This window comes from [Erwinia] mediterraneensis, from assembly GCF_900604315.1.
GTDB lineage: Bacteria > Pseudomonadota > Gammaproteobacteria > Enterobacterales > Enterobacteriaceae > Pantoea > Pantoea mediterraneensis_A.
The window spans coordinates 355,593-378,879 of record NZ_LR026978.1 but is presented as its reverse complement, the minus strand read 5'-3'; the positions used below and the strand labels follow the sequence as shown (position 1 = coordinate 378,879).

At 56.3% G+C, this 23,287-nt stretch carries 23 protein-coding genes; 13 read left to right on the top strand and 10 right to left on the bottom strand.

The features are described from left to right. Positions 1-8: 8 nt before the first annotated feature. Positions 9-647 carry a phosphoribosylglycinamide formyltransferase gene (gene purN / locus E0E17_RS01680; protein ID WP_130830997.1) on the bottom strand — a complete coding sequence of 213 codons (639 nt, stop codon included), beginning with the start codon at positions 645-647 and terminating at the stop codon, positions 9-11. Then, complete coding sequence (purM, locus tag E0E17_RS01675; protein WP_130830996.1) at positions 644-1,684, bottom strand: phosphoribosylformylglycinamidine cyclo-ligase; 1,041 nt, start codon at positions 1,682-1,684, stop codon at positions 644-646. The genes purN and purM overlap by 4 nt, the downstream gene beginning before the upstream one ends. A gap of 238 nt (positions 1,685-1,922) precedes the next feature. On the opposite strand from purM, the gene upp reads away from it, so the two are divergent. From upp to hda, 3 genes are all read left to right on the top strand, one after another. Continuing rightward, positions 1,923-2,549 (top strand): uracil phosphoribosyltransferase, encoded by a 627-nt coding sequence (gene upp / locus E0E17_RS01670; protein ID WP_130830995.1) that lies wholly within the window; start codon positions 1,923-1,925, stop codon positions 2,547-2,549. Positions 2,550-2,736: 187 nt separating this feature from the next. After that, on the top strand, positions 2,737-4,020 hold the full coding sequence (gene uraA, locus E0E17_RS01665) for a uracil permease (RefSeq protein ID WP_130830994.1): 1,284 nt from the start codon (positions 2,737-2,739) through the stop codon (positions 4,018-4,020). Positions 4,021-4,099: 79 nt separating this feature from the next. Further along, positions 4,100-4,801: a DnaA inactivator Hda gene (gene hda, locus E0E17_RS01660; RefSeq protein WP_237680809.1), complete on the top strand. Its 702-nt coding sequence runs from the start codon at positions 4,100-4,102 to the stop codon at positions 4,799-4,801. A gap of 19 nt (positions 4,802-4,820) precedes the next feature. Here the strand turns inward: hda and bepA are convergent, their stop codons facing one another. Next, complete coding sequence (gene bepA / locus E0E17_RS01655) at positions 4,821-6,284, bottom strand: beta-barrel assembly-enhancing protease (RefSeq protein ID WP_130830993.1); 1,464 nt, start codon at positions 6,282-6,284, stop codon at positions 4,821-4,823. Between the two features lie 835 nt (positions 6,285-7,119). On the opposite strand from bepA, the gene E0E17_RS01650 reads away from it, so the two are divergent. Next, positions 7,120-7,728 (top strand): DsrE family protein, encoded by a 609-nt coding sequence (locus E0E17_RS01650; protein ID WP_130830992.1) that lies wholly within the window; start codon positions 7,120-7,122, stop codon positions 7,726-7,728. Positions 7,729-7,783: 55 nt separating this feature from the next. Further along, positions 7,784-8,380 carry a DsrE family protein gene (locus E0E17_RS01645; protein ID WP_207302034.1) on the top strand — a complete coding sequence of 199 codons (597 nt, stop codon included), beginning with the start codon at positions 7,784-7,786 and terminating at the stop codon, positions 8,378-8,380. Between the two features lie 79 nt (positions 8,381-8,459). Here the strand turns inward: E0E17_RS01645 and bcp are convergent, their stop codons facing one another. Both bcp and E0E17_RS01635 read right to left on the bottom strand, forming a co-directional pair. After that, the gene (gene bcp / locus E0E17_RS01640; RefSeq protein ID WP_130830991.1) at positions 8,460-8,927 is read right to left on the bottom strand and encodes a thioredoxin-dependent thiol peroxidase; all 468 of its coding nucleotides are present in this window, start codon (positions 8,925-8,927) and stop codon (positions 8,460-8,462) included. A 155-nt stretch (positions 8,928-9,082) separates the two neighbouring features. Further along, positions 9,083-9,670 carry a glycine cleavage system transcriptional repressor gene (locus tag E0E17_RS01635; RefSeq protein ID WP_130830990.1) on the bottom strand — a complete coding sequence of 196 codons (588 nt, stop codon included), beginning with the start codon at positions 9,668-9,670 and terminating at the stop codon, positions 9,083-9,085. Between the two features lie 143 nt (positions 9,671-9,813). Between E0E17_RS01635 and dapA the strand changes: the two genes are divergently transcribed. The 6 genes from dapA (at position 9,814) to ypfH (ending at position 16,333) form a co-directional block, all read left to right on the top strand. Next, entirely contained in the window at positions 9,814-10,692 is an 879-nt protein-coding gene (dapA, locus tag E0E17_RS01630) for a 4-hydroxy-tetrahydrodipicolinate synthase (RefSeq protein ID WP_130830989.1), read from the top strand. A 14-nt stretch (positions 10,693-10,706) separates the two neighbouring features. Further along, positions 10,707-11,738, top strand: coding sequence for an outer membrane protein assembly factor BamC (gene bamC, locus E0E17_RS01625; protein WP_130830988.1), 1,032 nt, complete (start codon positions 10,707-10,709; stop codon positions 11,736-11,738). Between the two features lie 139 nt (positions 11,739-11,877). Then, positions 11,878-12,591: a phosphoribosylaminoimidazolesuccinocarboxamide synthase gene (gene purC, locus E0E17_RS01620; protein WP_130830987.1), complete on the top strand. Its 714-nt coding sequence runs from the start codon at positions 11,878-11,880 to the stop codon at positions 12,589-12,591. 129 nt (positions 12,592-12,720) lie between these two features. Then, entirely contained in the window at positions 12,721-13,578 is an 858-nt protein-coding gene (gene ypfJ, locus E0E17_RS01615; protein ID WP_130830986.1) for a KPN_02809 family neutral zinc metallopeptidase, read from the top strand. Next, positions 13,578-15,563: a tRNA(Met) cytidine acetyltransferase TmcA gene (locus E0E17_RS01610; RefSeq protein ID WP_237680749.1), complete on the top strand. Its 1,986-nt coding sequence runs from the start codon at positions 13,578-13,580 to the stop codon at positions 15,561-15,563. Before ypfJ ends, E0E17_RS01610 begins: the two co-directional genes overlap by 1 nt. A gap of 74 nt (positions 15,564-15,637) precedes the next feature. Continuing rightward, positions 15,638-16,333 carry an esterase gene (gene ypfH, locus E0E17_RS01605; RefSeq protein WP_130830985.1) on the top strand — a complete coding sequence of 232 codons (696 nt, stop codon included), beginning with the start codon at positions 15,638-15,640 and terminating at the stop codon, positions 16,331-16,333. Positions 16,334-16,370: 37 nt separating this feature from the next. Here ypfH and E0E17_RS01600 read toward each other — a convergent pair whose 3' ends face one another. Genes E0E17_RS01600 through E0E17_RS01590 form a run of 3 tightly spaced genes read right to left on the bottom strand, consistent with a single transcriptional unit; the run spans position 16,371 to position 18,080 of the window. Next, complete coding sequence (locus tag E0E17_RS01600; protein WP_130830984.1) at positions 16,371-16,559, bottom strand: YpfN family protein; 189 nt, start codon at positions 16,557-16,559, stop codon at positions 16,371-16,373. Positions 16,560-16,582: 23 nt separating this feature from the next. After that, on the bottom strand, positions 16,583-17,710 hold the full coding sequence (gene dapE, locus E0E17_RS01595) for a succinyl-diaminopimelate desuccinylase (RefSeq protein ID WP_130830983.1): 1,128 nt from the start codon (positions 17,708-17,710) through the stop codon (positions 16,583-16,585). Position 17,711: 1 nt separating this feature from the next. Beyond that, entirely contained in the window at positions 17,712-18,080 is a 369-nt protein-coding gene (locus E0E17_RS01590; protein WP_130830982.1) for an ArsC family reductase, read from the bottom strand. A 401-nt stretch (positions 18,081-18,481) separates the two neighbouring features. On the opposite strand from E0E17_RS01590, the gene ypfM reads away from it, so the two are divergent. Further along, positions 18,482-18,541, top strand: coding sequence for a protein YpfM (gene ypfM, locus E0E17_RS20575; RefSeq protein ID WP_165446248.1), 60 nt, complete (start codon positions 18,482-18,484; stop codon positions 18,539-18,541). A gap of 103 nt (positions 18,542-18,644) precedes the next feature. Here ypfM and acrD read toward each other — a convergent pair whose 3' ends face one another. Further along, a complete protein-coding gene (acrD, locus tag E0E17_RS01585; RefSeq protein ID WP_130830981.1) occupies positions 18,645-21,758 on the bottom strand; it encodes a multidrug efflux RND transporter permease AcrD in 3,114 nt (1,037 codons plus the stop codon). Between the two features lie 202 nt (positions 21,759-21,960). Then, a complete protein-coding gene (locus tag E0E17_RS01580) occupies positions 21,961-22,593 on the bottom strand; it encodes a response regulator (protein ID WP_130830980.1) in 633 nt (210 codons plus the stop codon). Positions 22,594-22,880: 287 nt separating this feature from the next. Here E0E17_RS01580 and E0E17_RS01575 point away from each other — a divergent pair, with 287 nt between their 5' ends. Beyond that, positions 22,881-23,153, top strand: a complete 273-nt coding sequence (locus E0E17_RS01575; RefSeq protein ID WP_130830979.1) for a YdgH/BhsA/McbA-like domain containing protein — start codon at positions 22,881-22,883, stop codon at positions 23,151-23,153. Positions 23,154-23,287: the final 134 nt, after the last annotated feature.

Below are 23,287 nucleotides of genomic sequence, written 5' to 3'. Positions count from 1 at the left end.
CCCTGGGTTCAGTCGGATGCGTAGCCCTGCGCGGGTAGCGGCGCGCCGTCGAGCCAGGCGCGGTTATCGCGCATCACCAGCCGACCTTCAAGGAACCAGCCAATCACCAGTGGGTAGATAGCATGCTCCTGATGCTGCACGCGTGCGGTGATCTCCTCTTCCGTATCCCCGGCAAAAATCGGCACTTTAGCCTGCAGGATCACCGGGCCGCCATCCAGTTCGTCGGTGACGAAGTGCACCGACGTCCCATGCTGCGTGTCGCCATTCTCCAGCGCCTGGCGATGAGTATGCAGACCGGGATATTTGGGCAGCAGAGAAGGGTGAATATTCAGCAGCCGATCCTGATAGTGGGCAACAAACTGTGGGCTAAGGATACGCATATAGCCCGCCAGCACCACCAGATCCGGTGAAAAGGCATCGATCTCCTGCATCAGCTGGCAATCAAAGGCGGCGCGATCGGCAAAAGCGCTGGCGTCAAGGTAACAGGCGGGCACCTGCGCCTCGCGGGCACGGGTTAATCCGTATGCCGAGGCTTTATTGCTGAAAACGGCAGCGACGCTGCCGTTGATACGCCCGCTTGCGCAGGCGTCGAGGATGGACTGAAGATTACTGCCGTTACCGGAAATCAGTACAACCAGCTTTTTCATGCGTTAATGACCACACGCTCTTCCGCATCAGAGGCTTTGATCTCACCGATCTTCCAGGCCTGCTCACCGGCATCCTGCATCAGCTGCAGCGCTTTGTCTGCCTCCGCCGCGCTGACGGCGATCACCATGCCGACGCCGCAGTTAAAGGTGCGATACATTTCGTGACGGCTGACATTACCGGCCTGTTGCATCCAGGTAAACACCGCCGGCCACTGCCAGCTCTTCTCATCGATTACCGCCTGGGTGTTATCCGGCAGCACACGCGGAATATTTTCCCAGAAGCCGCCACCGGTCAGGTGTGCAATGGCGTGAACATCTACCTGTTCAATCAGGCTGAGGATGTTTTTCACATAGATGCGCGTCGGGGCCAGCAGGTGATCCGCCAGCGGCTTGCCTTCCAGCTGTTTGGTCAGCGGATCGGTTTGACTGACCTGCAAAATTTTGCGCACCAGCGAGTAGCCGTTGGAGTGCGGGCCGCTGGACGCCAGGGCGATCAGCACGTCGCCATCCTGCACCTTGCTGCCGTCGATAATTTCAGACTTTTCAACCACACCCACGCAAAAACCGGCCACGTCATAATCTTCGCCGTGGTACATGCCGGGCATTTCAGCGGTTTCACCGCCCACCAGGGCACAGCCGGATTGCAGACAGCCTTCGGCAATGCCGCTAATCACCGCTGAAGCGGTATCGACATCCAGCTTGCCGGTGGCGTAGTAATCGAGGAAGAACAGCGGTTCCGCACCCTGGACCACCAGATCGTTCACGCACATGGCCACCAGGTCGATGCCGATGCTGTCATGGCGCTTCAGATCCATCGCCAGACGCAGCTTGGTGCCAACGCCATCGGTACCGGAGACCAGCACCGGCTCACGATATTTTTGCGGCAGCGCACAAAGAGCACCGAAACCGCCCAGTCCACCCATCACTTCCGGGCGACGGGTCTTTTTCACTACGCCTTTGATACGATCAACCAGAGCGTTACCAGCATCGATATCAACACCGGCGTCTTTGTAGCTGAGAGAGGTCTTGTCGGTCACTGCGGAATCCCCACGCGAGTTGCGGTTGGTGGTTAAAATAAAGCGCGGCAATTCTAACAGCGCAGGCAAACGTTTGCGAGTCCCATCTCATCCAGAGATTGCGTGGCGGGAATTTTTCATCGATTCTTACTCTGAGCGTCATAAGCCGCCGCATTTCGCCATAAGCGTATGGCGCTGGCAGAAAAAGGCGGTATAATCCCGCGATTTTTTTTAGCTCAACTCATTCGGGGAGAACACAATGAAGATCGTGGAAGTCAAACACCCGCTGGTCAAACATAAACTGGGCCTGATGCGTGAGCATGATATCAGCACGAAGCGTTTCCGTGAACTGGCGTCGGAAGTCGGCAGCCTGCTGACCTATGAAGCCACTGCGGATCTGGAAACCGAGACGGTGACGATTGAGGGCTGGAATGGCCCGGTTGAAGTGGATCAGATCAAAGGGAAAAAGATCACCGTGGTACCGATTCTGCGTGCGGGCCTCGGGATGATGGAAGGGGTGCTGGAACATGTGCCCAGCGCCCGTATCAGCGTGGTGGGGATTTACCGCGATGAAGAGACGCTGGAGCCGGTGCCTTATTTCCAGAAGCTGGTCTCCAATATTGAAGAGCGTATGGCGCTGGTGGTGGATCCCATGCTGGCGACCGGAGGCTCGATGATCGCTACCATCGATCTGCTGAAAAAAGCGGGCTGCAACTCGATTAAGGTTCTGGTGCTGGTCGCTGCGCCGGAAGGGATCGCTGCGCTGGAGAAAGCGCACCCGGATGTGGAACTCTATACCGCCTCCATCGATCAGGGCCTCAACGAAAAAGGCTATATTATTCCGGGCCTGGGTGACGCGGGCGACAAGATTTTCGGTACCAAGTAACGCCTCTTCCGGATTAACACAGCGTCAGGCATAAGGATAAGGAGAACAGTGATGAAGCATCAGGGCGACCTGCAACTGCCGCTTTTTCTCCTTTGCGCCTGGGGGCAGACTTTCTGTTTTATACGTATTTCAGCCGACCTTAGCGTCGGCTTTTTTTTGGCTTATTAACATCTCAAGGGGATAGATCATGACTCGTCGCGCCATTGGCGTCAGCGAACGACCACCACTGCTGCAGACCATTCCGCTCAGCCTGCAGCATCTGTTTGCCATGTTTGGTGCCACCGTGCTGGTGCCGATTCTGTTTCACATCAACCCGGCCACGGTATTGCTGTTTAACGGTATCGGCACCCTGATCTATCTGTTTATCTGTAAGGGCAAAATCCCTGCTTATCTGGGCTCCAGCTTTGCCTTTATTTCACCGGTGCTGCTGCTGTTGCCGCTGGGTTATGAAGTCGCGCTGGGCGGCTTTATTCTCTGCGGCGTGCTGTTCTGTCTGGTGGCGCTGATTGTCAAAAAAGCCGGAACCGGCTGGCTGGATGTGATGTTTCCTCCGGCAGCGATGGGTGCCATTGTGGCGGTAATTGGTCTGGAGCTGGCTGGCGTGGCGGCGAACATGGCTGGTCTGTTGCCTGCCGAAGGCAGCCAGCCGGACAGTACCACCGTCACCATTTCGCTGGTCACGCTCGCCGTCACGGTGTTTGGTTCGGTGCTGTTTCGCGGCTTCCTGGCGATTATCCCGATCCTGATTGGCGTGCTGGTGGGCTACGTGCTCTCTTTTGTCATGGGCATCGTCGACTGGACGCCAGTCTATAACGCGCCCTGGTTCGCGCTGCCGACCTTTTACACCCCGCGTTTCGAATGGGCTGCCATGCTGACCATTTTACCCGCTGCGCTGGTGGTGATCGCTGAGCATATCGGCCACCTGGTGGTGACAGCCAACATTGTGAAACGTGACCTGGTACGCGATCCCGGCCTGCATCGTTCCATGTTTGCCAACGGCTTCTCTACCATTATCTCCGGCTTCTTCGGCTCGACGCCAAACACCACCTACGGCGAAAACATCGGCGTTATGGCGATTACGCGCGTTTACAGCACCTGGGTGATTGGCGGCGCGGCGATTATCGCCATTCTGCTCTCCTGCGTCGGGAAGCTGGCCGCCGCGATTCAGGCGATCCCGGTTCCGGTGATGGGCGGCGTATCGCTGCTGCTGTATGGGGTGATCGGCGCATCCGGTATTCGCGTGCTGATTGAATCCAAAGTCGATTACAACAAAGCGCAAAACCTGATCCTTACCTCGGTGATCCTGATCATCGGCGTCAGCGGAGCGAAAGTGCATATTGGCGCGGCAGAACTGAAAGGCATGGCGCTGGCGACCATTGTGGGAGTGGGGCTCAGCCTGATTTTCCGCGTTATTACGCTGCTGCGTCCGGAAGAAGTGGTGCTGGACGCTGACGAGAAATCGCAACCTTAAGCGAGACCGCCTGTTTCATCTCCGGCAGAAAACTGTGGTAAACTGCCCCGGTTTTCTGCCCGTTCACACCGAGGTGCTTCTGAACACGCCGGCACAGCTTTCACTGCCACTCTATTTACCGGATGACGAAACTTTTGCCAGCTTCTGGCCAGGCGAAAATCCGTCTTTGTTAGCCGCCATCAAAGGCGCGCTCTCCCAGCAGCACGGCAGCTATCTCTATTTCTGGTCACGGGAAGGCGGCGGCCGCAGTCATCTGCTACATGCGGCCTGCGCGGAAATGTCCGCACGTAATGAAGCGGTGGGCTATGTCCCGCTGGATAAACGCACCTGGTTTGTGCCGGAAGTGCTGGACGGCATGGAACAGCTGGCGCTGGTCTGCATCGATAATATCGAGTGCATCGCCGGGGAAGAGGCGTGGGAAATGGCGATTTTCGATCTCTATAACCGCATCCTTGAAACCGGCAAAACCCGTCTGCTGATCAGCGGCGACCGTCCTCCGCGTCAGCTTAATTTGCAGTTGCCGGATCTCGCGTCGCGTCTCGACTGGGGACAAATCTACCGGCTCCAGCCGCTCTCCGATGAAGATAAACTGCAGGCGCTGCAGTTGCGTGCCGGACTGCGCGGTTTTGAACTGCCGGAAGATGTGGGACGCTTTTTACTCAAGCGGCTGGATCGCGAAATGCGCACGCTGTTTGAGACGCTGGATCGTCTGGATCGCGCCTCTATTACCGCCCAGCGTAAGCTCACCATTCCCTTTGTGAAAGAGACGCTGGGTCTTTAGTGATCTCATTCCGTCACGCTTACCCTTTCTGATACTGGCGAAAACGCTGTTGCAGATGGCGCAGCTGGTCAATACGCGCGTCGTAGCGCGCCTGCTTCAGGCTGCCGAGCGGCACCGTCGCGCTGGCGCTGCTCAGCGCGGTAATCGCCTGATCAAGCTGACCATGCAGGGCTAAACCTTCAGCGCGTGCCGACAGCTCTTCATCGCGCAGTCCCTGGGCCGCAGCCGCCTGGGCCAGCAGCTCCCAGCCGTTGGGATCGTCACGATGCGCCCAGGTGTAGCGATTGAGCACGCGGATGGCATTAGCCGGCTGTTTCGCCTCGACCCAGGCGTTAGCCAGGTTCAGCTGGATAACGGGACTCTGGTTGTTGCTCGCCAGAGCTGCCAGTCGCCTTGCCGCCTGCTGCGGCTGATTCAGGCCAATATCGATGTCGGTCATAATGTCGAGCAACCAGACGTTATCCGGCTGTTTGGCCAGCAGCGGCTCAATAATCTTTTTAGCATCAGCGAAATTCTTCGCCTGTAAAAATTGCAGCGCCTTGCCATACCGGGCGGCCAGCTGTTCACGGCTGTTGCCTTTAGCATACTGTTCCAGCAGGTCGTCGGTCAGCTGGTTCTGGCCTGTGGCATACATGCCCAACACCCGCACTTTGGCCAGATAGAAATCGGCCGACGAGGAGGACGTCCGCGCCCGCATCTGGTTTGCGCGGTTGCGCGCATCGGCCAGACGGCTGTCGGGAAGCGGGTGGGTAAGCAGGATTTCCGGCGGTTTAGAGGAAAAACGGCTCTGATCCGCCAGCTTTTGCAGGAAGTTGGGCATCGCCTGCGGATCGTAACCGGCGCGCTGCAGCACCTGAATGCCGATACGGTCGGCTTCCTGTTCATTCCCCTGGGTAAAACTGATCATCCCCTGACGGGTGCCTGCCAGGGTGCCGGTCAGCGCCGCCATGCCCGCCTGTGGGTTCGCCATCGCCAGCAGAATAGAACCCAGCGCTCCTACCCAGGTCAGGGGGGCGTTACGTTTCTGATCCTCCATAGCACGCGCCAGATGGCGCTGGGTGACGTGTGATATCTCATGCGCGACCACCGAGGCGAGCTGGCTTTCATTATCGGCATAGCGGAACAGCGCCGCGTGCAGCACCACATTGCCGCCAAAAAAGGCAAAAGCGTTCAGCTCATCATTCTGAATAAGGAAAAAGTGGAACGGCGTGCGCACCGAGTCGGCATGTGCCACCAGACTCTGTCCGAGCTGGTCAATATACTGGTTCAGCAACGGGTCATTAATCAGAGGGGCGCTGGCGCGCAGCTGACGCACATAAAAGTCGCCCATTTGCAGTTCCTGATTGATCGACAGCGTAGAGCCTGCGGTAGTGCCTATATCAGGTAACGAATCGGTAATGTCAGCATGCGCGGGCAAGACGGCGGTAAGACTCAGCGTTGTGATAAGCGCAGCCAGCAGCGTTTTTTTAAACCGGTTATGCATGCCTTGATCCTGTAACATTGACCTGATGGGCGCCGTCTGCGTCATAAAGAGGCGGCTTTTTATTCGGGCGTTGTGCGTGTTGCACCTATCTTAACCACAGCCTGATGAGAAAGGAATCGCAGGCTTTTCTTTTACCTGCGGTGACAGGGCTGCGCCGGTTGCGCGTCTGCAAAATCGCCTGACCCGATGGCGATAATTTCATCCGCACGGCTATCAGAGCACCGGTTAATCAGGTTGTGCAGTGGTTAAACTCTCATAACTGAAAAATTTGATGTAGATCGCCGCATGATAAGCGCACCGGTGACACACACAATTTAAAGTTAAGTAAAGTTACTCAAAAAAACTGAACGTGGCATGTTTTTTGTCTAAGCATACTCTGAAAAAAGCGCTGAAATGTTAACAACACAACCAGAGTGAAAATAAAAAATTTTTATCGTTATGCCAGTTGTGAGCAATTGTTTTTATTTTCCTCTGGCTGTAAATGAAGATGAGCCCCTTATATTCTCTCAGGGGCGAAGAATAATAAACAGCGCCAGTGAGCCCCATAATTAATTTCCCGCCACAATTAATGCGAGTGATTAAATTCTCTTACATCTGAGGATTAAAAAAGAGGCGTGCCGCTGCAGGCCAATAATGTGCGCCGTGTGAAGTGAGTTCTCTGTGTTATAGATAAAAGCCTCTGCAAACGGGTGCGCTGAAAAATTGCTTCCATGCAGCAATGCGCAAGCAGGCATTGACGCTGAAGGGATGGGTCAGAAAGCGCTTGTCAGCGCGACACCAGGCTGCAGAGAGAACAGCCACACCCTATTTATCACCTCAGGCAGGAGAACAGATTATGCGTCCAGCGGCGTATATTGTGGTAGCAGCTGTTGCCGGTTTTATTGGCGGCAATGTTTTAGAGTTACCGGAAATGATTAATAAAGTCAGCGGGAAATTCAGTGAGCAACCCAGTGAGCCCGCAGATTTCTGGAGTACGCCAGCCATTGAAGGATATGGAAAAATACATTTCGTGGATACGCCCGCATTTAATCCCGGTATGACGCCAGGCCTGAGTAATAAAATTGTTTTCCAGATTAACCGAAGTGAAGGCGATATTCGTCAGCCCAATTTAGGTCTGGAACGCGTGGCGCGTGTGACTAATCTTTATTACGCTGCGGGCGTCCCGCTCGATCAGCTGAAATTTGTTGTTTCCATTAACAGCGATGCGGTACCCGCCGCGCTGACCAATGAGCAGTTTCGTAAAACCTACGGCGTGGATAACCCTAATCTGAAGCTGATTGGCGAACTGAAAAAAGCGGGCATTGAAGTCTCGATTTGCGACCAGTCGGTGGCCTTCCACCATCTGCAGCGCGAGTGGATTGACCCGATGATCACCCATACCTTATCCAGCGGTACCACCGTTGCTACCTTACAAAACGAAGGTTATGCCTTTCTGATGCTGTAACCCTGACTTCAGCGTGCCCTGGTGGGCGCGCTTTGTTGTAGAACAGGAGAAACTGATGCGTACCACGGTAATCAGCGCCACCGTTGCCGTTATCACCACGCTGATAACGCTAAAAGCGCCTCAGGCGTACGATCGCTTAAAACGAATGATCGATCCCCCACCGGCCGCAGCCGCCGGGTTCTGGCAGACCCCTACCATTCAGGGCTATGGCCCGATCCATACGGAAGCCAACAGCGCCTTTCATCCCGACAGGGGCCAGCACTACAAAGTGGTGTTTCAGATTGAACAGGGCAAGATCACGCCGCAGAAAGTCAGCCATGCGCTGGATCGGGTTGCGCGCACCGTTAATCTCTATGTGGATTCCGGGGTGCCGCTTTCACAACTCAGCTTTGTGGTCGCCATTGCCGGCAATGCCACGCCGATTGTGCTGGATAATGCGCATTATCGCGCCATTTACGGGGTCGATAACCCTAATCTTCCGCTGTTCAGAAAACTACGTGAGGCGGGCGTAACGGTAACGGTCTGCGATCAGGCGGTGGCCGGACATCGTTATCCGTTCGGCTGGGTGGACAGCTCAGTAACGCGCGCGCTGTCCAGTCTGGTCACCATCACCACACTGGAGCATCAGGGCTATACATTGATGCCCCTGTAACAGCGCCCCGCAGGAGCCGGGGGGGGCTAAGATGAAATAAAGGGCGCGGTTTCAACAGGTCACCACGCCCTTTGCGCATTCAGGCTGAAGCCAGGTAATCCAGCACGATATCGTGATGGTTGGCGGTTTTAAAATCGTCGAAGACTTTTTCCACTTTCCCGTCGGTGCCGATCAGGAAGCTGATGCGATGAATACCGTCATAGGTTTTACCCATAAAAGTTTTCTCGCCCCAGACGCCAAACAGCTCGCTGACCTGATGATCTTCATCAGAGAGTAACGTGAAGTTCAGTAGCTCTTTCTCGGCAAAGCGCGATAGTTTTTCCGGCTTATCGGTGCTGATCCCCAGGACTTCCACGCCCGCTTTTTTCAACTCATCCATGTTATCCCGCAGGCCGCAAGCCTGTGCGGTACAACCTGGCGTCATGGCCTTCGGATAGAAGTAAACCAGAACGCGCTGTCCCTGGAAGTCGGTCAAATTTACTTGTTCGCCGTCCTGATCGGGCAAGCTAAATTTCGGTGCAATATCACCGGCTTTCAGTGGATTCATCACTACTCTCCATTTTTTTTCTCTGCTGTGGGTAATACACCATCAGGCTGCAAAGTGCCAGATGGATTATCACCTCAGGGATATTTCACCACATAGCCCGGCAGCAACGCACGGCATAAGGCCAGGTGGAAAATTAACCCCAGGGCGACGCGTCGCTAAGGGGTACTGCTCAGGCTGGCTGCTGCAACGGCATCATCATCCATCACGCTGTACAGCCTGATGGTGCCCTGCGCATTCAGTTCGCTACATAAATGGTTAAACGCCTGTTCGATGGTGGAGCCTTCGGCGCTGGCCGGACTGTGTGCCGTCATCTGAATATAGAGCAGTGGCGGCTGCGTGGCCTGTGCTGGTTTGATGCGCGAAACCAGCTCCGCGATATTCATCTCATGTTTATCAAACAGGTCGGTAAAGCGCTCAATAATGTGCGGCGAGTCGGCCACCTCTACCTGGACAATCACGGTAGCAGGCATGGGCGGACGCGCTCTGGCCCTGGTGCGCTTCATGACAATCAGCAACTCCAGCTCCGCGCCCTTCAGCGGCAGCGTGGATTCAATCAGCGTAATGGCGTTCCAGCTGCCTGATAACAGCATGATAAAAGTAAATTCATCACCCAGCATCGCCAGGCGGCTGTCTTCAATATTACAACCGCAGCTGCTGACATGACGGGTAATGGTGTTGACGATACCCGGACGGTCAACGCCAAGCGCGGTGATGACCAGATGATGGGGCTGTGATTGCGGCAAAATGGCGTGTCCTGTTCATTCGCTAATAACCATAAGGTAAACATAAAAAAAACTGCTGACAAGCGCGGTTATGGTGTGGCTCGCTTGCTTTTCACCAGACGTAAAACGTACCATGAAGCACTTGTTTGTCGAGGGGATCGCCAATGTTCACGGGAAGTATTGTTGCACTCGTTACGCCAATGGATGACAAAGGTAATGTTGACCGTGCGAGTCTGAAAAAACTGATTGATTACCATATCGCCAGTGGCACCGCAGCGATTGTTTCTGTGGGTACGACCGGTGAATCCGCCACTCTGAGCCATGAAGAGCATGGCGCTGTCGTGATGATGACGCTGGAACTGGCCGACGGACGTATTCCGGTGATTGCCGGAACCGGCGCGAATGCCACCTCAGAAGGGATCTCTCTGACCAAACGTTTCGAAAATTCCGGGGTGGTGGGTTGCCTGACCGTCACGCCGTATTACAACCGTCCGACGCAGGAAGGGTTGTATCAGCACTTTAAAGCGATAGCCGAAAGTACCTCTCTGCCGCAGATGCTTTACAATGTCCCTTCGCGTACCGGTTGTGACATGCTGCCGGAAACTGTGGCGCGCCTCGCTGAAATCGACAATATTATCGGCATCAAAGAGGCGACCGGGAACTTATCGCGTGTAAGCCAGATCCAAGAGCTGGTTGATGATAAGTTCATTCTGGTTAGCGGCGATGACGCCTCGGCCCTGGACTTTATGCAACTGGGCGGTAAAGGCGTGATCTCCGTGACGGCAAATATTGCCGCGCGCGAGATGGTCGAGCTTTGTACGCTGGCTCAGCAGGGCAATTTTGCTGAGGCGCGTCGCCTGAATCAGCGCCTGATGCATCTGCACCAGACGCTTTTCTGTGAACCCAATCCGATCCCAGTGAAATGGGCGGCAAAACAGCTGGGATTAATCGCGAACGACACGCTGCGCCTGCCGATGACGCCGTTGACGGCACAGGCGCAACCCAAAGTGGCACAGGCACTGGTTGACGCGGGTCTGCGATAAATTAGGGAGTTTTAATGAGTTACTCAGTAAAGAGGTCAACGGTCGTCAGGGTGGTGGGGTTATCCACCCTGATGCTGCTGGCGGCATGTTCGAACGATCAGCGTTATAAGCGTCAGGTCAGCGGTGATGAAAGTTACCTGCAGACCCGTGAATTACAGGATCTTAAAGCGCCGGCAGGCACCATTCTGCCGCTGCAGAACGGCGATTATGATGTGCCGCGCGCCGGCGTAAAAGGCGCGTTTGGTAAAGAACTGGATATCCGCCCACCAGCCCAGCCGCTGGCGCTGATGAACGGTACGCGCGCGCAATTCTCCGGAAATACCGGCGTACTGATGATTGAGAGCAGCCGCGGTTCTGTCTGGCCGCAGGTCACTAATGTTATTCAGTCATATAAGTTCCCTGTTGCACAGCGCAACGATGCCGGGCAGCAGCTGACCACTGACTGGGTAGAATGGAACCGTGCCGACGAAGATAACCAGTATCGTGGGCGTTATCAGATCAGTGTTCAGTCACAGAACTATCAGCAGGTGCTGACGGTTCGTCTGCTGGAACTGCAGCAGGCGGGTAATAGCGTGACCTCTCCGGCGCAGATCCAGCGTTATACCGCGCAGATGATGAACGATATCAGCACTGGTCTCGATAAGATCGATACCGCCAACCAGAACGCCGCAGCGGGTGGCACCAGCGCGCAGATTGATGTGCAGAGTGGGGCTGACGATACCGGATTGCCGTTGCTGGTACTGCGTACACCGTTTAACGTGACCTGGCAGCGCCTGCCGGATGCACTGAAACGCGTCGGCATGACCATCAACGACAGCAATCGCTCGCAGGGCAGCCTTAACGTGACCTATAAAGCGCCAGGCGACAGTACCTGGGAAGAAATAGGAGCGCAGAACCCGGAGTTGCCGAATGGCGATTACAAACTGCAGGTGGGCGATCTGGATAACCGCAGCAGTCTGCAGTTTATCGATCCCAAAGGACATGTGCTGACGCAGTCGCAGAACGATGCGCTGGTAGCTGTGTTCCAGGGCGCGCTGAACAAATAAATTGCCTCAGGCCGGAGATTCTCCGGCCTTTTTTTTCATTCTTTGGCATAATAGCGCGCGGCGAGGTAAACGTTTGCGTCACGCCAGCCGCAGCGGCACAGGGCCGCTGGCCAGTTCTTTCATGTTTGGAGTTAACAAGATGCAAAAGCGAGCTGAGTTGTATCGCGGTAAAGCGAAAACCGTATACAGCACCGACAATCCGGATCTGCTGATACTTGAATTCCGCAATGATACGTCAGCAGGTGACGGGGCACGGATTGAGCAGTTTGATCGTAAAGGAATGGTAAACAACAAATTTAACCATTTTATCATGACCAAACTGCAGGAAGCGGGCATTCCTGTTCAGATGGAGGCGCTGCTGTCTGATAATGAAGCGCTGGTAAAAAAACTGGAGATGGTGCCGGTTGAATGCGTCGTACGTAACCGTGCGGCTGGCTCGCTGGTGAAGCGTCTGGGCGTGGAAGAGGGCATGATCCTCAATCCGCCGCTGTTCGATCTTTTTCTCAAAGATGATGCCAAACATGACCCGATGGTCAACGAGTCCTACTGCGAAACCTTTGGCTGGGTAAGCAAAGAGAATCTGGCGCGCATGCGTGAGCTGACTTACAAAGCGAACGACGTGCTGAGCAAACTGTTTGACGATGCCGGTCTGATCCTGGTGGATTTCAAGCTGGAGTTTGGCCTGTTCAAAGGGGAAGTGGTGCTGGGTGACGAGTTCTCGCCCGATGGTGCCCGTCTCTGGGATAAAAAGACCCTCGAAAAAATGGACAAAGACCGCTTCCGCCAGAGTCTGGGCGGGGTGATCGAGGCGTATGAAGCGGTGGCACACCGCCTGGGCGTCAAGCTCGACTAAGCCCTTATCGCCGCTGCGCAACACAAGGGAGAGCCACGGCTCTCCTTTTTCATTCTCTTCCCGCGCTGGTAGTTATCCCGCCATCCAACTAAAATCATCAGATTACAGCGAAAAAAGCAGGAGCAGCAGATGCGTTGGCAAGGGCGTCGCGAAAGCGACAATGTGGAAGATCGTCGCGGACAATCTTCCGGTATCGGTGGTGGACGCATTCCACTGCCCCGGGGCAAAGGCGGCATTATCCTGTTAATTATCGTCGCTGTGGCTGGCTATTATGGCTACGATCTGACGCCGTTGCTCACCGGCGGCGGGACGCCAGCACCTTCTTCGCAGCAGCGCAGCATCAGTCCGCAGGATGATGAGGCCGCAAAATTCACCTCGGTGATCCTCGCCACGACGGAAGATACCTGGGATAACCTGTTTCAGCAGATGGGAAAAACCTATGCCGCGCCTAAGCTGGTGATGTATCGCGGCGCCACCCGTACCGGCTGCGGCACCGGCCAGTCGGTGATGGGCCCGTTCTACTGCCCGGCGGATCAGACGGTGTATATCGATCTCTCCTTCTATGACGAGATGAAGTCCCAGCTGGGGGCTGATGGCGATTTCGCTCAGGGCTACGTTATCGCCCATGAAGTAGGGCATCACGTACAGAAGCTGTTAGGCATTGAGCCTAAGGTGCGTCAGATGCAGCAGGGCGCCAGCCAGACGCAGATTAATCAGCTGTCGGTGAAGATGGAACTGCAGGCGGACTGCTTCGCCGGCGTCTGGGGACGGAATATGGAGCAGCAAAATATTCTGGAAACGGGCGATCTGCAGGAGGCGCTAAACGCCGCGCAGGCGATTGGCGATGATAAGTTGCAGCAGCAGAGCCAGGGGCGCGTGGTGCCGGACAGCTTTACCCATGGCACCTCAGAGCAACGCTACAGCTGGTTCAAACGTGGCTTTGACAGCGGAAACCCGGGCCAGTGTGACACCTTCTCCAGCCGCTGATGCAGTCTGATATCCAGCAGGCGATGCAGCGCGCAGGCATACGCCGCCTGTGTGTGATCAGCGGCGACGCGCAATGGTGTCTGCACGCCGCCGCCCAATGGCAAAATGCGCTGGCTGGCGACTGGATCACCGTTAGTGAGCAGCCGCTCTCCTCAGCGCCGCACTGTGCGCCTGCCGCGCTGCGTAACCTGCTGGGCCAGGAGTTCCTGCACGCCATTTTTGATGCTCGCTCAGCCTTTCATGCCGAAGCTTTTGCCGCCTTGAGCGGAACGCTGCGCGCAGGCAGCTGGCTGTTGCTGCTCACGCCGCCCTGGGCGCGCTGGCCGCAGCAGATCGATGAAGACAGCCTGCGCTGGGCGGATGTGGCGCAGGCCATCGCGACGCCGAATTTTGTTCATCATCTGCAGGCCACATTGCTGGCCGATACGCAGGTCGTGTTGCAGCGTCAGCATCAGCCGTTGCATCTCTCACCATTGCCGCCCTTGCCAGGGTGGCGCTGCCAGGCATCGCAGCAACAGCAGGCGATCCTGCAGCAGCTGATGGAGATGCCCGCAGGGGTGGCGGTAATCACCGCCCCGCGCGGCCGCGGCAAATCGGCGCTGGCGGGGATGCTGGCAAAACAGCAGGACAACTGCCTGGTGACTGCGCCCGCCCGGGTCTCCACCACGGTGCTGGCTGACTTCGCCGCGCAGAGATTCCGCTTTATGGCGCCGGACGCCATTCTGGCCTGTCACGACAACTTACCCTTTGACTGGCTGATTGTGGATGAGGCCGCCGCCATTCCGGCTCCCCTGCTGCAGCAACTGGTTGAGCGCTTCCCGCGTGTGTTGTTAACCACCACGGTGCAGGGCTACGAGGGCACCGGGCGCGGCTTTATGCTGAAATTCTGTGCCGGCCTGAACGGGGTGCGTCATTTTACCCTTGATGAGCCACTACGCTGGTCGCGTCAGGATCCGCTGGAAGCGCTGGTGAATAAGCTGTTGCTGTTCGAGGATGCCGCGCTGCCGTGTGCCGCCAGCGCGACCTCTGTGCGGCGCATAGACCAGAAGTCATGGCTGACGCAGCCTGATTCGCTGGCGGCAGCGTATCGCCTGCTGGCAAGCGCGCACTATCGCACTTCACCGCTGGACCTGCGGCGCATGATGGATGCGCCTGGTATGCAGTTCTGGCTGGCGGGGGAGACGCAAGGGCTGCAGGGGGCGCTCTGGCTGGTGGACGAGGGTGGCCTTGCCCCGACGCTGGCGCAGGCAGTGTGGGCAGGGACGCGCCGTCCGCGCGGTAATCTGGTGGCGCAGTCGCTGGCGGCGCATGCCGGCTTTCCGGAAGCGGCGACGCTGCGATCGCGGCGCATCAGCCGCATTGCGGTGGCGGCAGAACAGCGTCGGCAGGGAACAGGCCGGGCGCTGGTCAGAGCCGCCAGCGACGCCGCCGGGGGTTGTGACTACCTGTCGGTCAGCTTTGGCTATACTGAGGCTCTCTGGGTTTTCTGGCGCGCCTGTGGTTTTTCCCTGGTGCGTATCGGCAGCCAGCGTGAAGCGAGCAGCGGCTGCTATGCGGCGATGGCGATACGCGCGCTCACGCCGGCAGGCGAGGCGCTGCAGCAGCAGGCCACGCGGCGTCTGGCGCGTGACTGGCCGCTGCTGGCGCCGCCGATTGCCGCAGGGCCGGTGATTTCTGATGGCAGTGAGATAAGCTTTACGGATGACGACTGGTGGGAGGCGGCAGGCTTTGCCTGGGCGCAGCGGCCATTTGAAGCCAGCTATGCCGCGCTCTGGCGACTGCTGCAGACGCGTCCGCTGACGTTACCGCTGCTCAGTGCCAGGGTAGGCGAAAAGCAGTCAGTCAGCGCGGTAGTACAACGTTTCGGCCTCAGTGGCCGCAAAGCGCTGACGGCGCAGTTACGTCAGGAAACGGCTCAGGCGTTAATCCTGCTGGATAACAAGCGGGCCGAAGCCATGCAACAGCAGCTGATGGCAATGCAATAAATTGCCCTGAGTTGTTCAAATTTTCTCGCTATGCCGCAGATGGCACGAGCGTATAGTGAAACGCGGAGGCCACAATGACATCTCAATACGTAATCGTTCAGCAGCCGGCACAGCCCGCTGCGCAGCTTTTCCTGCTTTATCACGGCACCGGCGACAATCCTGATGCGATGGGGCAAATCGGTAGCTGGTTCGCCCGGGCATTTCCACAGGCGCAGGTGGTATCGGTGGGCGCGCCGCAACCGAGCGGTCCGCCGCCGGGACGCCAGTGGTACGCAGAAACGGATATCCACGACGTTAGCTTACAGCAGCGCATCGATGCGGTGATGCCCGAATTTATGGAAACGGTACGTTACTGGCAGCAGCAGAGTAACGTCAAACCGGAAGCCACCGCACTGGTCGGCTTTTCACAGGGCAGTACCATGGTGCTGGAAGGCATTAAGGCACAGCCGGAACTGGCGGGCCGGGTGGTCGCCTTCAGCGGGCGCTATATCACCCTGCCGGAGCAGGCAACTACCCTGACGACCATCCACCTGATCCACGGCGAATATGATGAGAAAGTACCGTCACACTATGCGCAAGAGGCGGCACAACGCCTGACGGCGCTGGGCGGTGATGTTACGCTGGATATTGTGGAGGATCTGCCTCATGCCATTGACGATCGCAGCATGAAGCTGGCGCTTGACCATTTGCGCTATACCATTCCGCGGCGCTATTTTGACGAGGCGCTGGGCGGGGCGAAGCCCGGCGATGATGTGATTGTGATGATGTAAAACTCCCTCGCGCTGGCGAGGGAGCCTTTGCGGATGGCTATTTTTTCTTCGGCCAGTCGTCTTCGTCGTCCCACTTGTCGTTGAAATCACGATGTGGCGGCAGTTCCGGTCTGTTTTCCATAAACTTTTTATGGTCGATGCGTTTCAGATCTTTATAAACATTCATCAACACGCCGACCATCAGCAGAATCACAAGGATCCACCAGTACTCTTTTAACCATTCCATTTGCCTGCTCCTGGAGTGCGCCCTCAGGCGATCAGCTGTTCCATAATGCGCTGGTACATACGGCTCAGCAGCTGCAAATCGGACGCCTTTACGCACTCATTGATTTTGTGAATCGTGGCGTTAACCGGTCCCAGTTCCACCACCTGCGCCCCCATGCGCGCAATAAAGCGGCCATCAGAGGTGCCGCCAGTGGTTAACAGCTGGGGCTTAATTTCATTATAGTGCGCTACCGCATTCACCACGGCATCCACCAGCTTGCCGCGTTGGGTCAGAAACGGCTGGCCTGAAAGTTTCCATTCCAGCGTATAACGTAGCTGATGACGTTCCAGCAACGCCTCTACGCGACTACGGATATCCTGATCGGTCAGTTCGGTGCTGAAGCGAAAGTTAAACTGCACAAAGCAGTCGCCGGGGATAACGTTGTTGCTGCCGGTACCCGCCTGAATATTGGCAATCTGCATACTGGTGGGTGGGAAAAATTCATTACCCTTGTCCCATTCGGTGGCCACCAGTTCATTTAGCGCAGGCATCACCCGGTGCACAGGATTATCGGCCAGATGCGGATAGGCGACGTGCCCCTGTACGCCATGGATCGTCAGGTTCGCAGTAACAGAACCGCGGCGACCATTTTTTACCACATCACCCACCACTTCGGTGCTGGAGGGCTCGCCAACCAGACAGTAATCCAGGCGCTCATTGCGCGCCATCAGGCGCTCCACCACTTTTACCGTGCCATTGGCGGCGCTGGCTTCTTCATCAGAGGTGATCAGAAAGGCCAGACGTCCTTTATGATGCGGATTGGCACTGACAAAACGTTCTGCGGCCACCACCATCGCGGCCAGCGAGCCTTTCATATCTGCCGCACCACGACCAAACAGCATGCCATCGCGGATCGTGGGTTCAAACGGTGGATTGATCCAGCGGCTGACCTCGCCGGCAGGCACCACATCGGTATGGCCTGCAAACGCCAGTGTTTCGCCCTGGCCGCGCGTCGCCCAGAAATTTTGCGTATCGCCTGTGTTCATCGTCTCGACCTGAAAGCCAATCGCCTCAAGGCGGGCAATCAGCAGCGCCTGACATCCGGCATCATCGGGGCTGAGTGAAGGGCGACGAATAAGCTGCTGCGTCAGCTCAATGACCGGACAGAACATATTATGACTTCTCCTGAATAAAGGCGTGATAAGTGGACTCGCTGAAGCCCAGCAGCATAGAGCCGTCCGGCGCGCAGAGCAATGGGCGTTTGATAATGGCTGGCTGCGCCAGCATCAGCTGGCTGGCGCTGTCGGCATCTTTAATGCTGGCGCGCGCCGTTTCCGGCAGCTTGCGCCAGGTGGTGCCGCGGGTATTCAGCAGATCCTGCCAGTTGAACTGATCGATAAAGCCCTGCAGCAGCGCAGCGTCCAGACCATCGCTGCGATAATCGTGAAAACGGTAATCAACGCCCGCTGTCTCTAAATAACGGCGCGCTTTTTTAATCGTGTCGCAATTTTTTATCCCGTACATCACCCACTGCGCAGTCATGGTAATTTCCTGTTATTAAAGTAAAACACACTGATTAGTCAGATTCTAACATAGCGCGCCGGGTGGCGAGAAATCACTGGCGGGCGGTTTTTACCGTCGTTCCAGGGGCTGTAACAGATCCAGAGAATCACAGGCTGGCAGGAAAGCGTTTTCAGATGCGGGGCTTTGAGCTGCTGCTGGCTGATGAGCGGGGTAGTAAGGATATTCCTGGTGCACAAAAGCGTGCCGCAAACCGTCACCCTTTTTCCTGAGCTGAACCAGCGGGTTGCCAAAGTGTGCGCCACCCCACACAAAAAAAGGTGAAGAATTTTGCTGCTTTTGCCGATAGAGATAACAGGTGAAAACGTATTCACCAGCATGAAAAACGGCGTAAAATAAGTGGCTCTATAAGTGAGGGCAGTATGATCGACACCGAAATGGGAAACTGGAAAGAATTCATCGAAGCGATGTTACGTAAGTAACCCGTGAGAAGAAAAGCAGGGCAGTTAATAACTTGCTGTAATTCTGACCAAAAAATCAATAAGGCAGCCATTTTTCATGGCTGCCTTTGTTTTATCGGCGGTTTCAGTCCAGCGGCATATCGCGCAGTGGGAAACGCTGTCGTACCAGCACAAAGAAGAGCGGTACAAAGAAAATAGCCAGTACGGTGGCAGAGATCATCCCACCCATTACGCCGGTGCCTACCGCATGCTGGCTGCCGGAGCCCGCCCCGCTACTGATGGCCATTGGCAGGACGCCAAAGATAAAGGCCAGCGAAGTCATAATAATGGGCCGCAGGCGCTGACGTGATGCTGCCAGCGTAGCGGCGATCAGCTCGCCGCCCTTGCTGTTAATCTCATTGGCAAATTCAACAATCAGAATTGCGTTTTTGGCCGAAAGGCCGATGACCGTCAGCAAGCCCACCTGAAAATAGACATCGTTTTCCAGTCCGCGCAGCCAGGTGGCGATCAGCGCGCCAGCGACCCCCAGCGGCACCACCAGCATCACCGAGAAGGGAATAGACCAGCTCTCATAGAGCGCCGCCAGACAGAGAAAGACCACCAGCAGCGAGAGGGCGTAGAGCGCTGGTGCCTGCGCGCCGGAAAGCCGCTCCTGTAGAGATGCGCCGCTCCATTCAAAGCCGACGCCGAGCGGCAGCTGACGCACCAGCTGCTCCATCGCCGTCATTGCCGTGCCGCTGCTGACGCCTTTAGCGGCCTCGCCTACAATCTCCAGTGAGGAATAGCCGTTGTAGCGTTCCAGACGTGGCGAACCGGTTTCCCAGTGGCTGGTGGCAAAGGCGGAAAAGGGTACCATACGGCCGCTGTTGTTGCGCACGTACCACTTGTTGATGTCATCCGGCAGCATGCGCCAGGCAGGCGCCGCCTGGACATACACTTTTTTCACCCGGCCACGGTCGAGAAAATCATTCACATAGGTGGATCCCCAGGCGGTGGTCAGAGTGTCATTAATGGTGGTGATGGAGACGCCGAGCGCCTGCGCCTTGCGTTCATCAACATCAATTTGCAGCTGCGGACTGTCATCAAGGCCATTGTGACGTACCCGCGCCAGCGCCGGATCCTGGTCCGCCAGCGCCAGTAATCTGTCGCGCATCGCCATCATGCTCGTATGTCCAATGCCGCCATGATCCTGCAGCTGCAGATTGAACCCTGAGGCGTTGCCCATGCCGCTAATGGCGGGAGGGCTGCTGGCAATCACGCGCGCTTCTTTGATCTGGCGAAACGCCTGGGTTGCCCGTTCGATAATGGCAAAAGAGGTACGATCCTCTCCCGGACGCGCATCCCAGGGCTTCAGGCGCACAAACAGGCGCGCCACATTCTGACCATTACCGCCCGGTCCGGCGCCGATGGTGGCGAAAACCGACAACACATTATCTGCTTCCCGGGTCAGGTAATATTGCTCTACCTGCTCCACCACCTTTGCGGTTTGCTGCAGGGTAGAACCCGGCGGTAACTGCACCTGAGTGGTGAGAATGCCGCGATCCTCAAGGGGCAGAAAAGAGGTTGGCAGGCGCAGGAAAAGAAACGCCATCAGGGCAATAATCGCGAGATAGAGCAGCAGCCAGCGCCCGGTTTTAACCAGAATACGCCCTACGCCGCGCTCATAGCGTTCGCTGTTACGCACAAAGTGGCGGTTAAACCAGCCAAAAAAGCCGCGTCGCGCATGGTGATCGGCAGGCAGTGGTTTGAGTAAGGTCGCGCACAGGGCAGGGGTAAGGATCAGCGCCACCAGCACCGAGAGCACCATGGCGGAGACGATGGTAATAGAGAACTGGCGGTAAATCGCCCCCACGGTACCGCCAAAAAACGCCATGGGCACAAATACCGCTGAAAGCACCAGCGTAATCCCCACCAGCGCGCCCTGAATCTGCCCCATCGATTTGCGGGTGGCAGCGCGCGGCGAGAGTCCCTCTTCGCTCATGATGCGCTCAACGTTTTCCACCACCACAATGGCGTCATCCACCAGCAGACCAATAGCCAGCACCATGGCGAACATCGTCAGGGTGTTGATACTGAAACCGCAGATATAGAGCACGGCAAAGGTGCCGAACAGTACTACCGGCACCGCAATGGTGGGGATCAGCGTGGCGCGAAAATTTTGCAGGAACAGATACATCACCAGAAAGACCAGCAGGATCGCTTCCAGCAGCGTGTGTACCACGTCGGTAATCGAGGCTTTTACGAAGGGCGCAGTTTCATAGGCGACTCTGGCCTCCAGACCCTGGGGAAAATAGTGCGACAACTCTTCAAGACGGGCGCGTACCAGCTTATCGGTGTTCATCTCATTGGCGCCCGATGCGAGCTTGACGCCCAGTCCCGATGCGGGCTGGCCATTATAACGGCTGAGGTAATCGTACTTTTCGGCTCCCAGTGCCACCTCAGCCACATCGCCTAAGGTCACCACCGAGCCGTCCGGGTTGTTTTTCAGCGTGATAGCGCGAAACTGCTCCGGCGTCTTCAGCATCGACTGAGCATTCACCGTGGCATTCAGCGCCTGTTTATCCACGGCGGGCAGGCCGCCTACCTGGCCTACCGCCACCTGGTTGTTTTGCGCCTCGATGGCGCTGACGACATCACTGGTGGTCAGCGCATAGGCGATTAGCTTATTGGGATCCAGCCAGATGCGCATGGCGTACTGAGTGCCATAGGCATCCACCTGGCCCACGCCATCAATACGGCTGAGGGGATCCTGAATATTACTGGCGACATAGTCGGCAATATCTTGCTTATCCATGCTGCCATCGGTGGAGACGAAAGCGATCATCAGGATATTGCTGTCGCCGGTTTTGTTGACGCGGATGCCCTGAGACTGCACCGCCTGCGGCAACTGGCGCAGCGCTACCTGCAACTGGTTCTGCACCTGCTGGCGCGCTTCATCAGGATCGGTGCCGGCAGTAAAGGTGAGGTTGATCTGCGCCTGACCGGTATTGCTGCTGTTGGAGGACATATACATCAGATTATCGATGCCGGTCATATTCTGTTCGATAATCTGCGTGACGGTGTTTTCCAGCGTCTCGGCGGAGGCGCCGGGATAACTGGCGGTGATGCGCACGTTAGGTGGAGCAAGATCCGGATACTGTTCAACGGGCAGATAAATAATCGACAGTGAGCCGCAAAGACAAAGCAAAATCGCCAGTACCCAGGCAAAAATGGGACGGTCGATAAAAAATTTCGACATCGAAACGACACTCCTCAGCGTATTGTTATATTTTCAGCAGCGTTGTCCGTTGAAGCTTCCCGGCCACGCTGGCGGAGGCGACTGCGTTCACTGTGTGGTTTTATTTTCCCCGCCGTAGCTTACTCTACGTGGGACAAAACAGAGAAACGTGGAGAAATTGTGAAGAAAGTGTAAATCTCCACGCCTCTTCCCGATCGGCTTGTCAGCTATAACCGCTTTCCAGCCATAATACCGTAGCGGCTACGCGTGAGTGTACCTTCAGCTTGCGCAGCAGATGACGAATATGCACTTTTACCGTCTCTTCGGAAATACGCAGCGTGCAGGCGATCGCTTTATTTGATTGTCCGCGCGCCACCAGTTGCAGCACCTCACGCTCGCGTGCCGTCAGTTGAGCGAAAGGATCGCTGCGCTGCTGACGCGTCGCCAGCACCTGCTGCACCGGAGGGCTGAACACTTTTTCACCCGCCGCTCCCTGCATAATTTGCCTCAGCAGCGGTTCCGGCTCGCTCTCTTTCAACAAATAGCCATCGGCTCCGGCATCAACCAGCGTACAGATATCGTGGCTGGCGGCAGAAACGGTAAAAATCAGAACACGTGCCGCGCTGCCCTGCTGGCGCAGCGCCTTTAAGGTTTCCAGACCCGACATCCCTTTCATATTCAGATCGAGCAAAATCACGTCCGGCAACAGCTGACGCGCCATTGTCAGCGCCTCCATGCCGGTACTGGCTTCGGCGATGACCTGCAGGCGAGGTTCCTGCTCCAGCAACTGGCGCAGGCCGCGCCGCATCAGCGGATGGTCATCAACGATCATCAGGGTACAGTGAGACAGTTCCATTGTTTTTCTCCCGGAAAAAATGGCGAAACGCCGTCCAGAGCGCAGCACGTTGCTGCTGGCGGTTTGCCGCAGCATTATAGGCGAGGCCGGGGGCGGAACCAATGAAACGCCGCTCCGATTGTTTAATTTAATTTACCTTTCGTACAAAAAATAACCAAAGATGACAGGTGGGCGGATTTCTATGCATAAAACAGGGGGAGATTGCGTGCTTTTACGCGCGGTGGACGTTGGTTTTCGTTATCAGGCAAATAATTATGATTCTTACTGATCACCTTAAGGAGCATCCGATGAAAAAGCTCAGCGCTGTTTTGGCCGGTGCCCTGTTGGCTACCGCCTCCTTTGCTACCCTGGCTGCGATGCCGGTTGATCGTGAGCAGGCACAGGGTATGCGCAGCATAGGTAATGTTTCTGTTTCCAACGTTCGCGGTTCGCTGGATGATGCTACGCGTGAACTTTCTCAGAAAGCTGAAGAGAAAGGTGCCAGCCACTATCGCATTATCGGTGTGGAAAACCCTGGCGACTCCAGCCAGTGGAGCGGCACCGCAGAGATTTATCGTTAATTTCCTGCTGTAACTTTCCAGCCCTTCTGGTATGACCGGCCAATAGCATTGGCCGGTTTTTTCTGTTTAAAAAGAATTTGTTACTGAACTGATGCTGTCGCCCGGCAGTAAGTTTTGCTTCATTCCGGCAGAAC

Coding starts and splice junctions, on each gene's coding strand:
- purN (WP_130830997.1), bottom strand. CDS start 647: ATGAAAAAGCTGGTTGTACTGATTTCCGGTAACGGCAGTAATCTTCAG.
- upp (WP_130830995.1), top strand. CDS start 1,923: ATGAAGATCGTGGAAGTCAAACACCCGCTGGTCAAACATAAACTGGGC.
- uraA (WP_130830994.1), top strand. CDS start 2,737: ATGACTCGTCGCGCCATTGGCGTCAGCGAACGACCACCACTGCTGCAG.
- bepA (WP_130830993.1), bottom strand. CDS start 6,284: ATGCATAACCGGTTTAAAAAAACGCTGCTGGCTGCGCTTATCACAACG.
- E0E17_RS01650 (WP_130830992.1), top strand. CDS start 7,120: ATGCGTCCAGCGGCGTATATTGTGGTAGCAGCTGTTGCCGGTTTTATT.
- E0E17_RS01645 (WP_207302034.1), top strand. CDS start 7,784: ATGCGTACCACGGTAATCAGCGCCACCGTTGCCGTTATCACCACGCTG.
- bcp (WP_130830991.1), bottom strand. CDS start 8,927: ATGAATCCACTGAAAGCCGGTGATATTGCACCGAAATTTAGCTTGCCC.
- dapA (WP_130830989.1), top strand. CDS start 9,814: ATGTTCACGGGAAGTATTGTTGCACTCGTTACGCCAATGGATGACAAA.
- bamC (WP_130830988.1), top strand. CDS start 10,707: ATGAGTTACTCAGTAAAGAGGTCAACGGTCGTCAGGGTGGTGGGGTTA.
- purC (WP_130830987.1), top strand. CDS start 11,878: ATGCAAAAGCGAGCTGAGTTGTATCGCGGTAAAGCGAAAACCGTATAC.
- ypfJ (WP_130830986.1), top strand. CDS start 12,721: ATGCGTTGGCAAGGGCGTCGCGAAAGCGACAATGTGGAAGATCGTCGC.
- E0E17_RS01610 (WP_237680749.1), top strand. CDS start 13,578: ATGCAGTCTGATATCCAGCAGGCGATGCAGCGCGCAGGCATACGCCGC.
- ypfH (WP_130830985.1), top strand. CDS start 15,638: ATGACATCTCAATACGTAATCGTTCAGCAGCCGGCACAGCCCGCTGCG.
- E0E17_RS01600 (WP_130830984.1), bottom strand. CDS start 16,559: ATGGAATGGTTAAAAGAGTACTGGTGGATCCTTGTGATTCTGCTGATG.
- dapE (WP_130830983.1), bottom strand. CDS start 17,710: ATGTTCTGTCCGGTCATTGAGCTGACGCAGCAGCTTATTCGTCGCCCT.
- E0E17_RS01590 (WP_130830982.1), bottom strand. CDS start 18,080: ATGACTGCGCAGTGGGTGATGTACGGGATAAAAAATTGCGACACGATT.
- acrD (WP_130830981.1), bottom strand. CDS start 21,758: ATGTCGAAATTTTTTATCGACCGTCCCATTTTTGCCTGGGTACTGGCG.
- E0E17_RS01580 (WP_130830980.1), bottom strand. CDS start 22,593: ATGGAACTGTCTCACTGTACCCTGATGATCGTTGATGACCATCCGCTG.
- E0E17_RS01575 (WP_130830979.1), top strand. CDS start 22,881: ATGAAAAAGCTCAGCGCTGTTTTGGCCGGTGCCCTGTTGGCTACCGCC.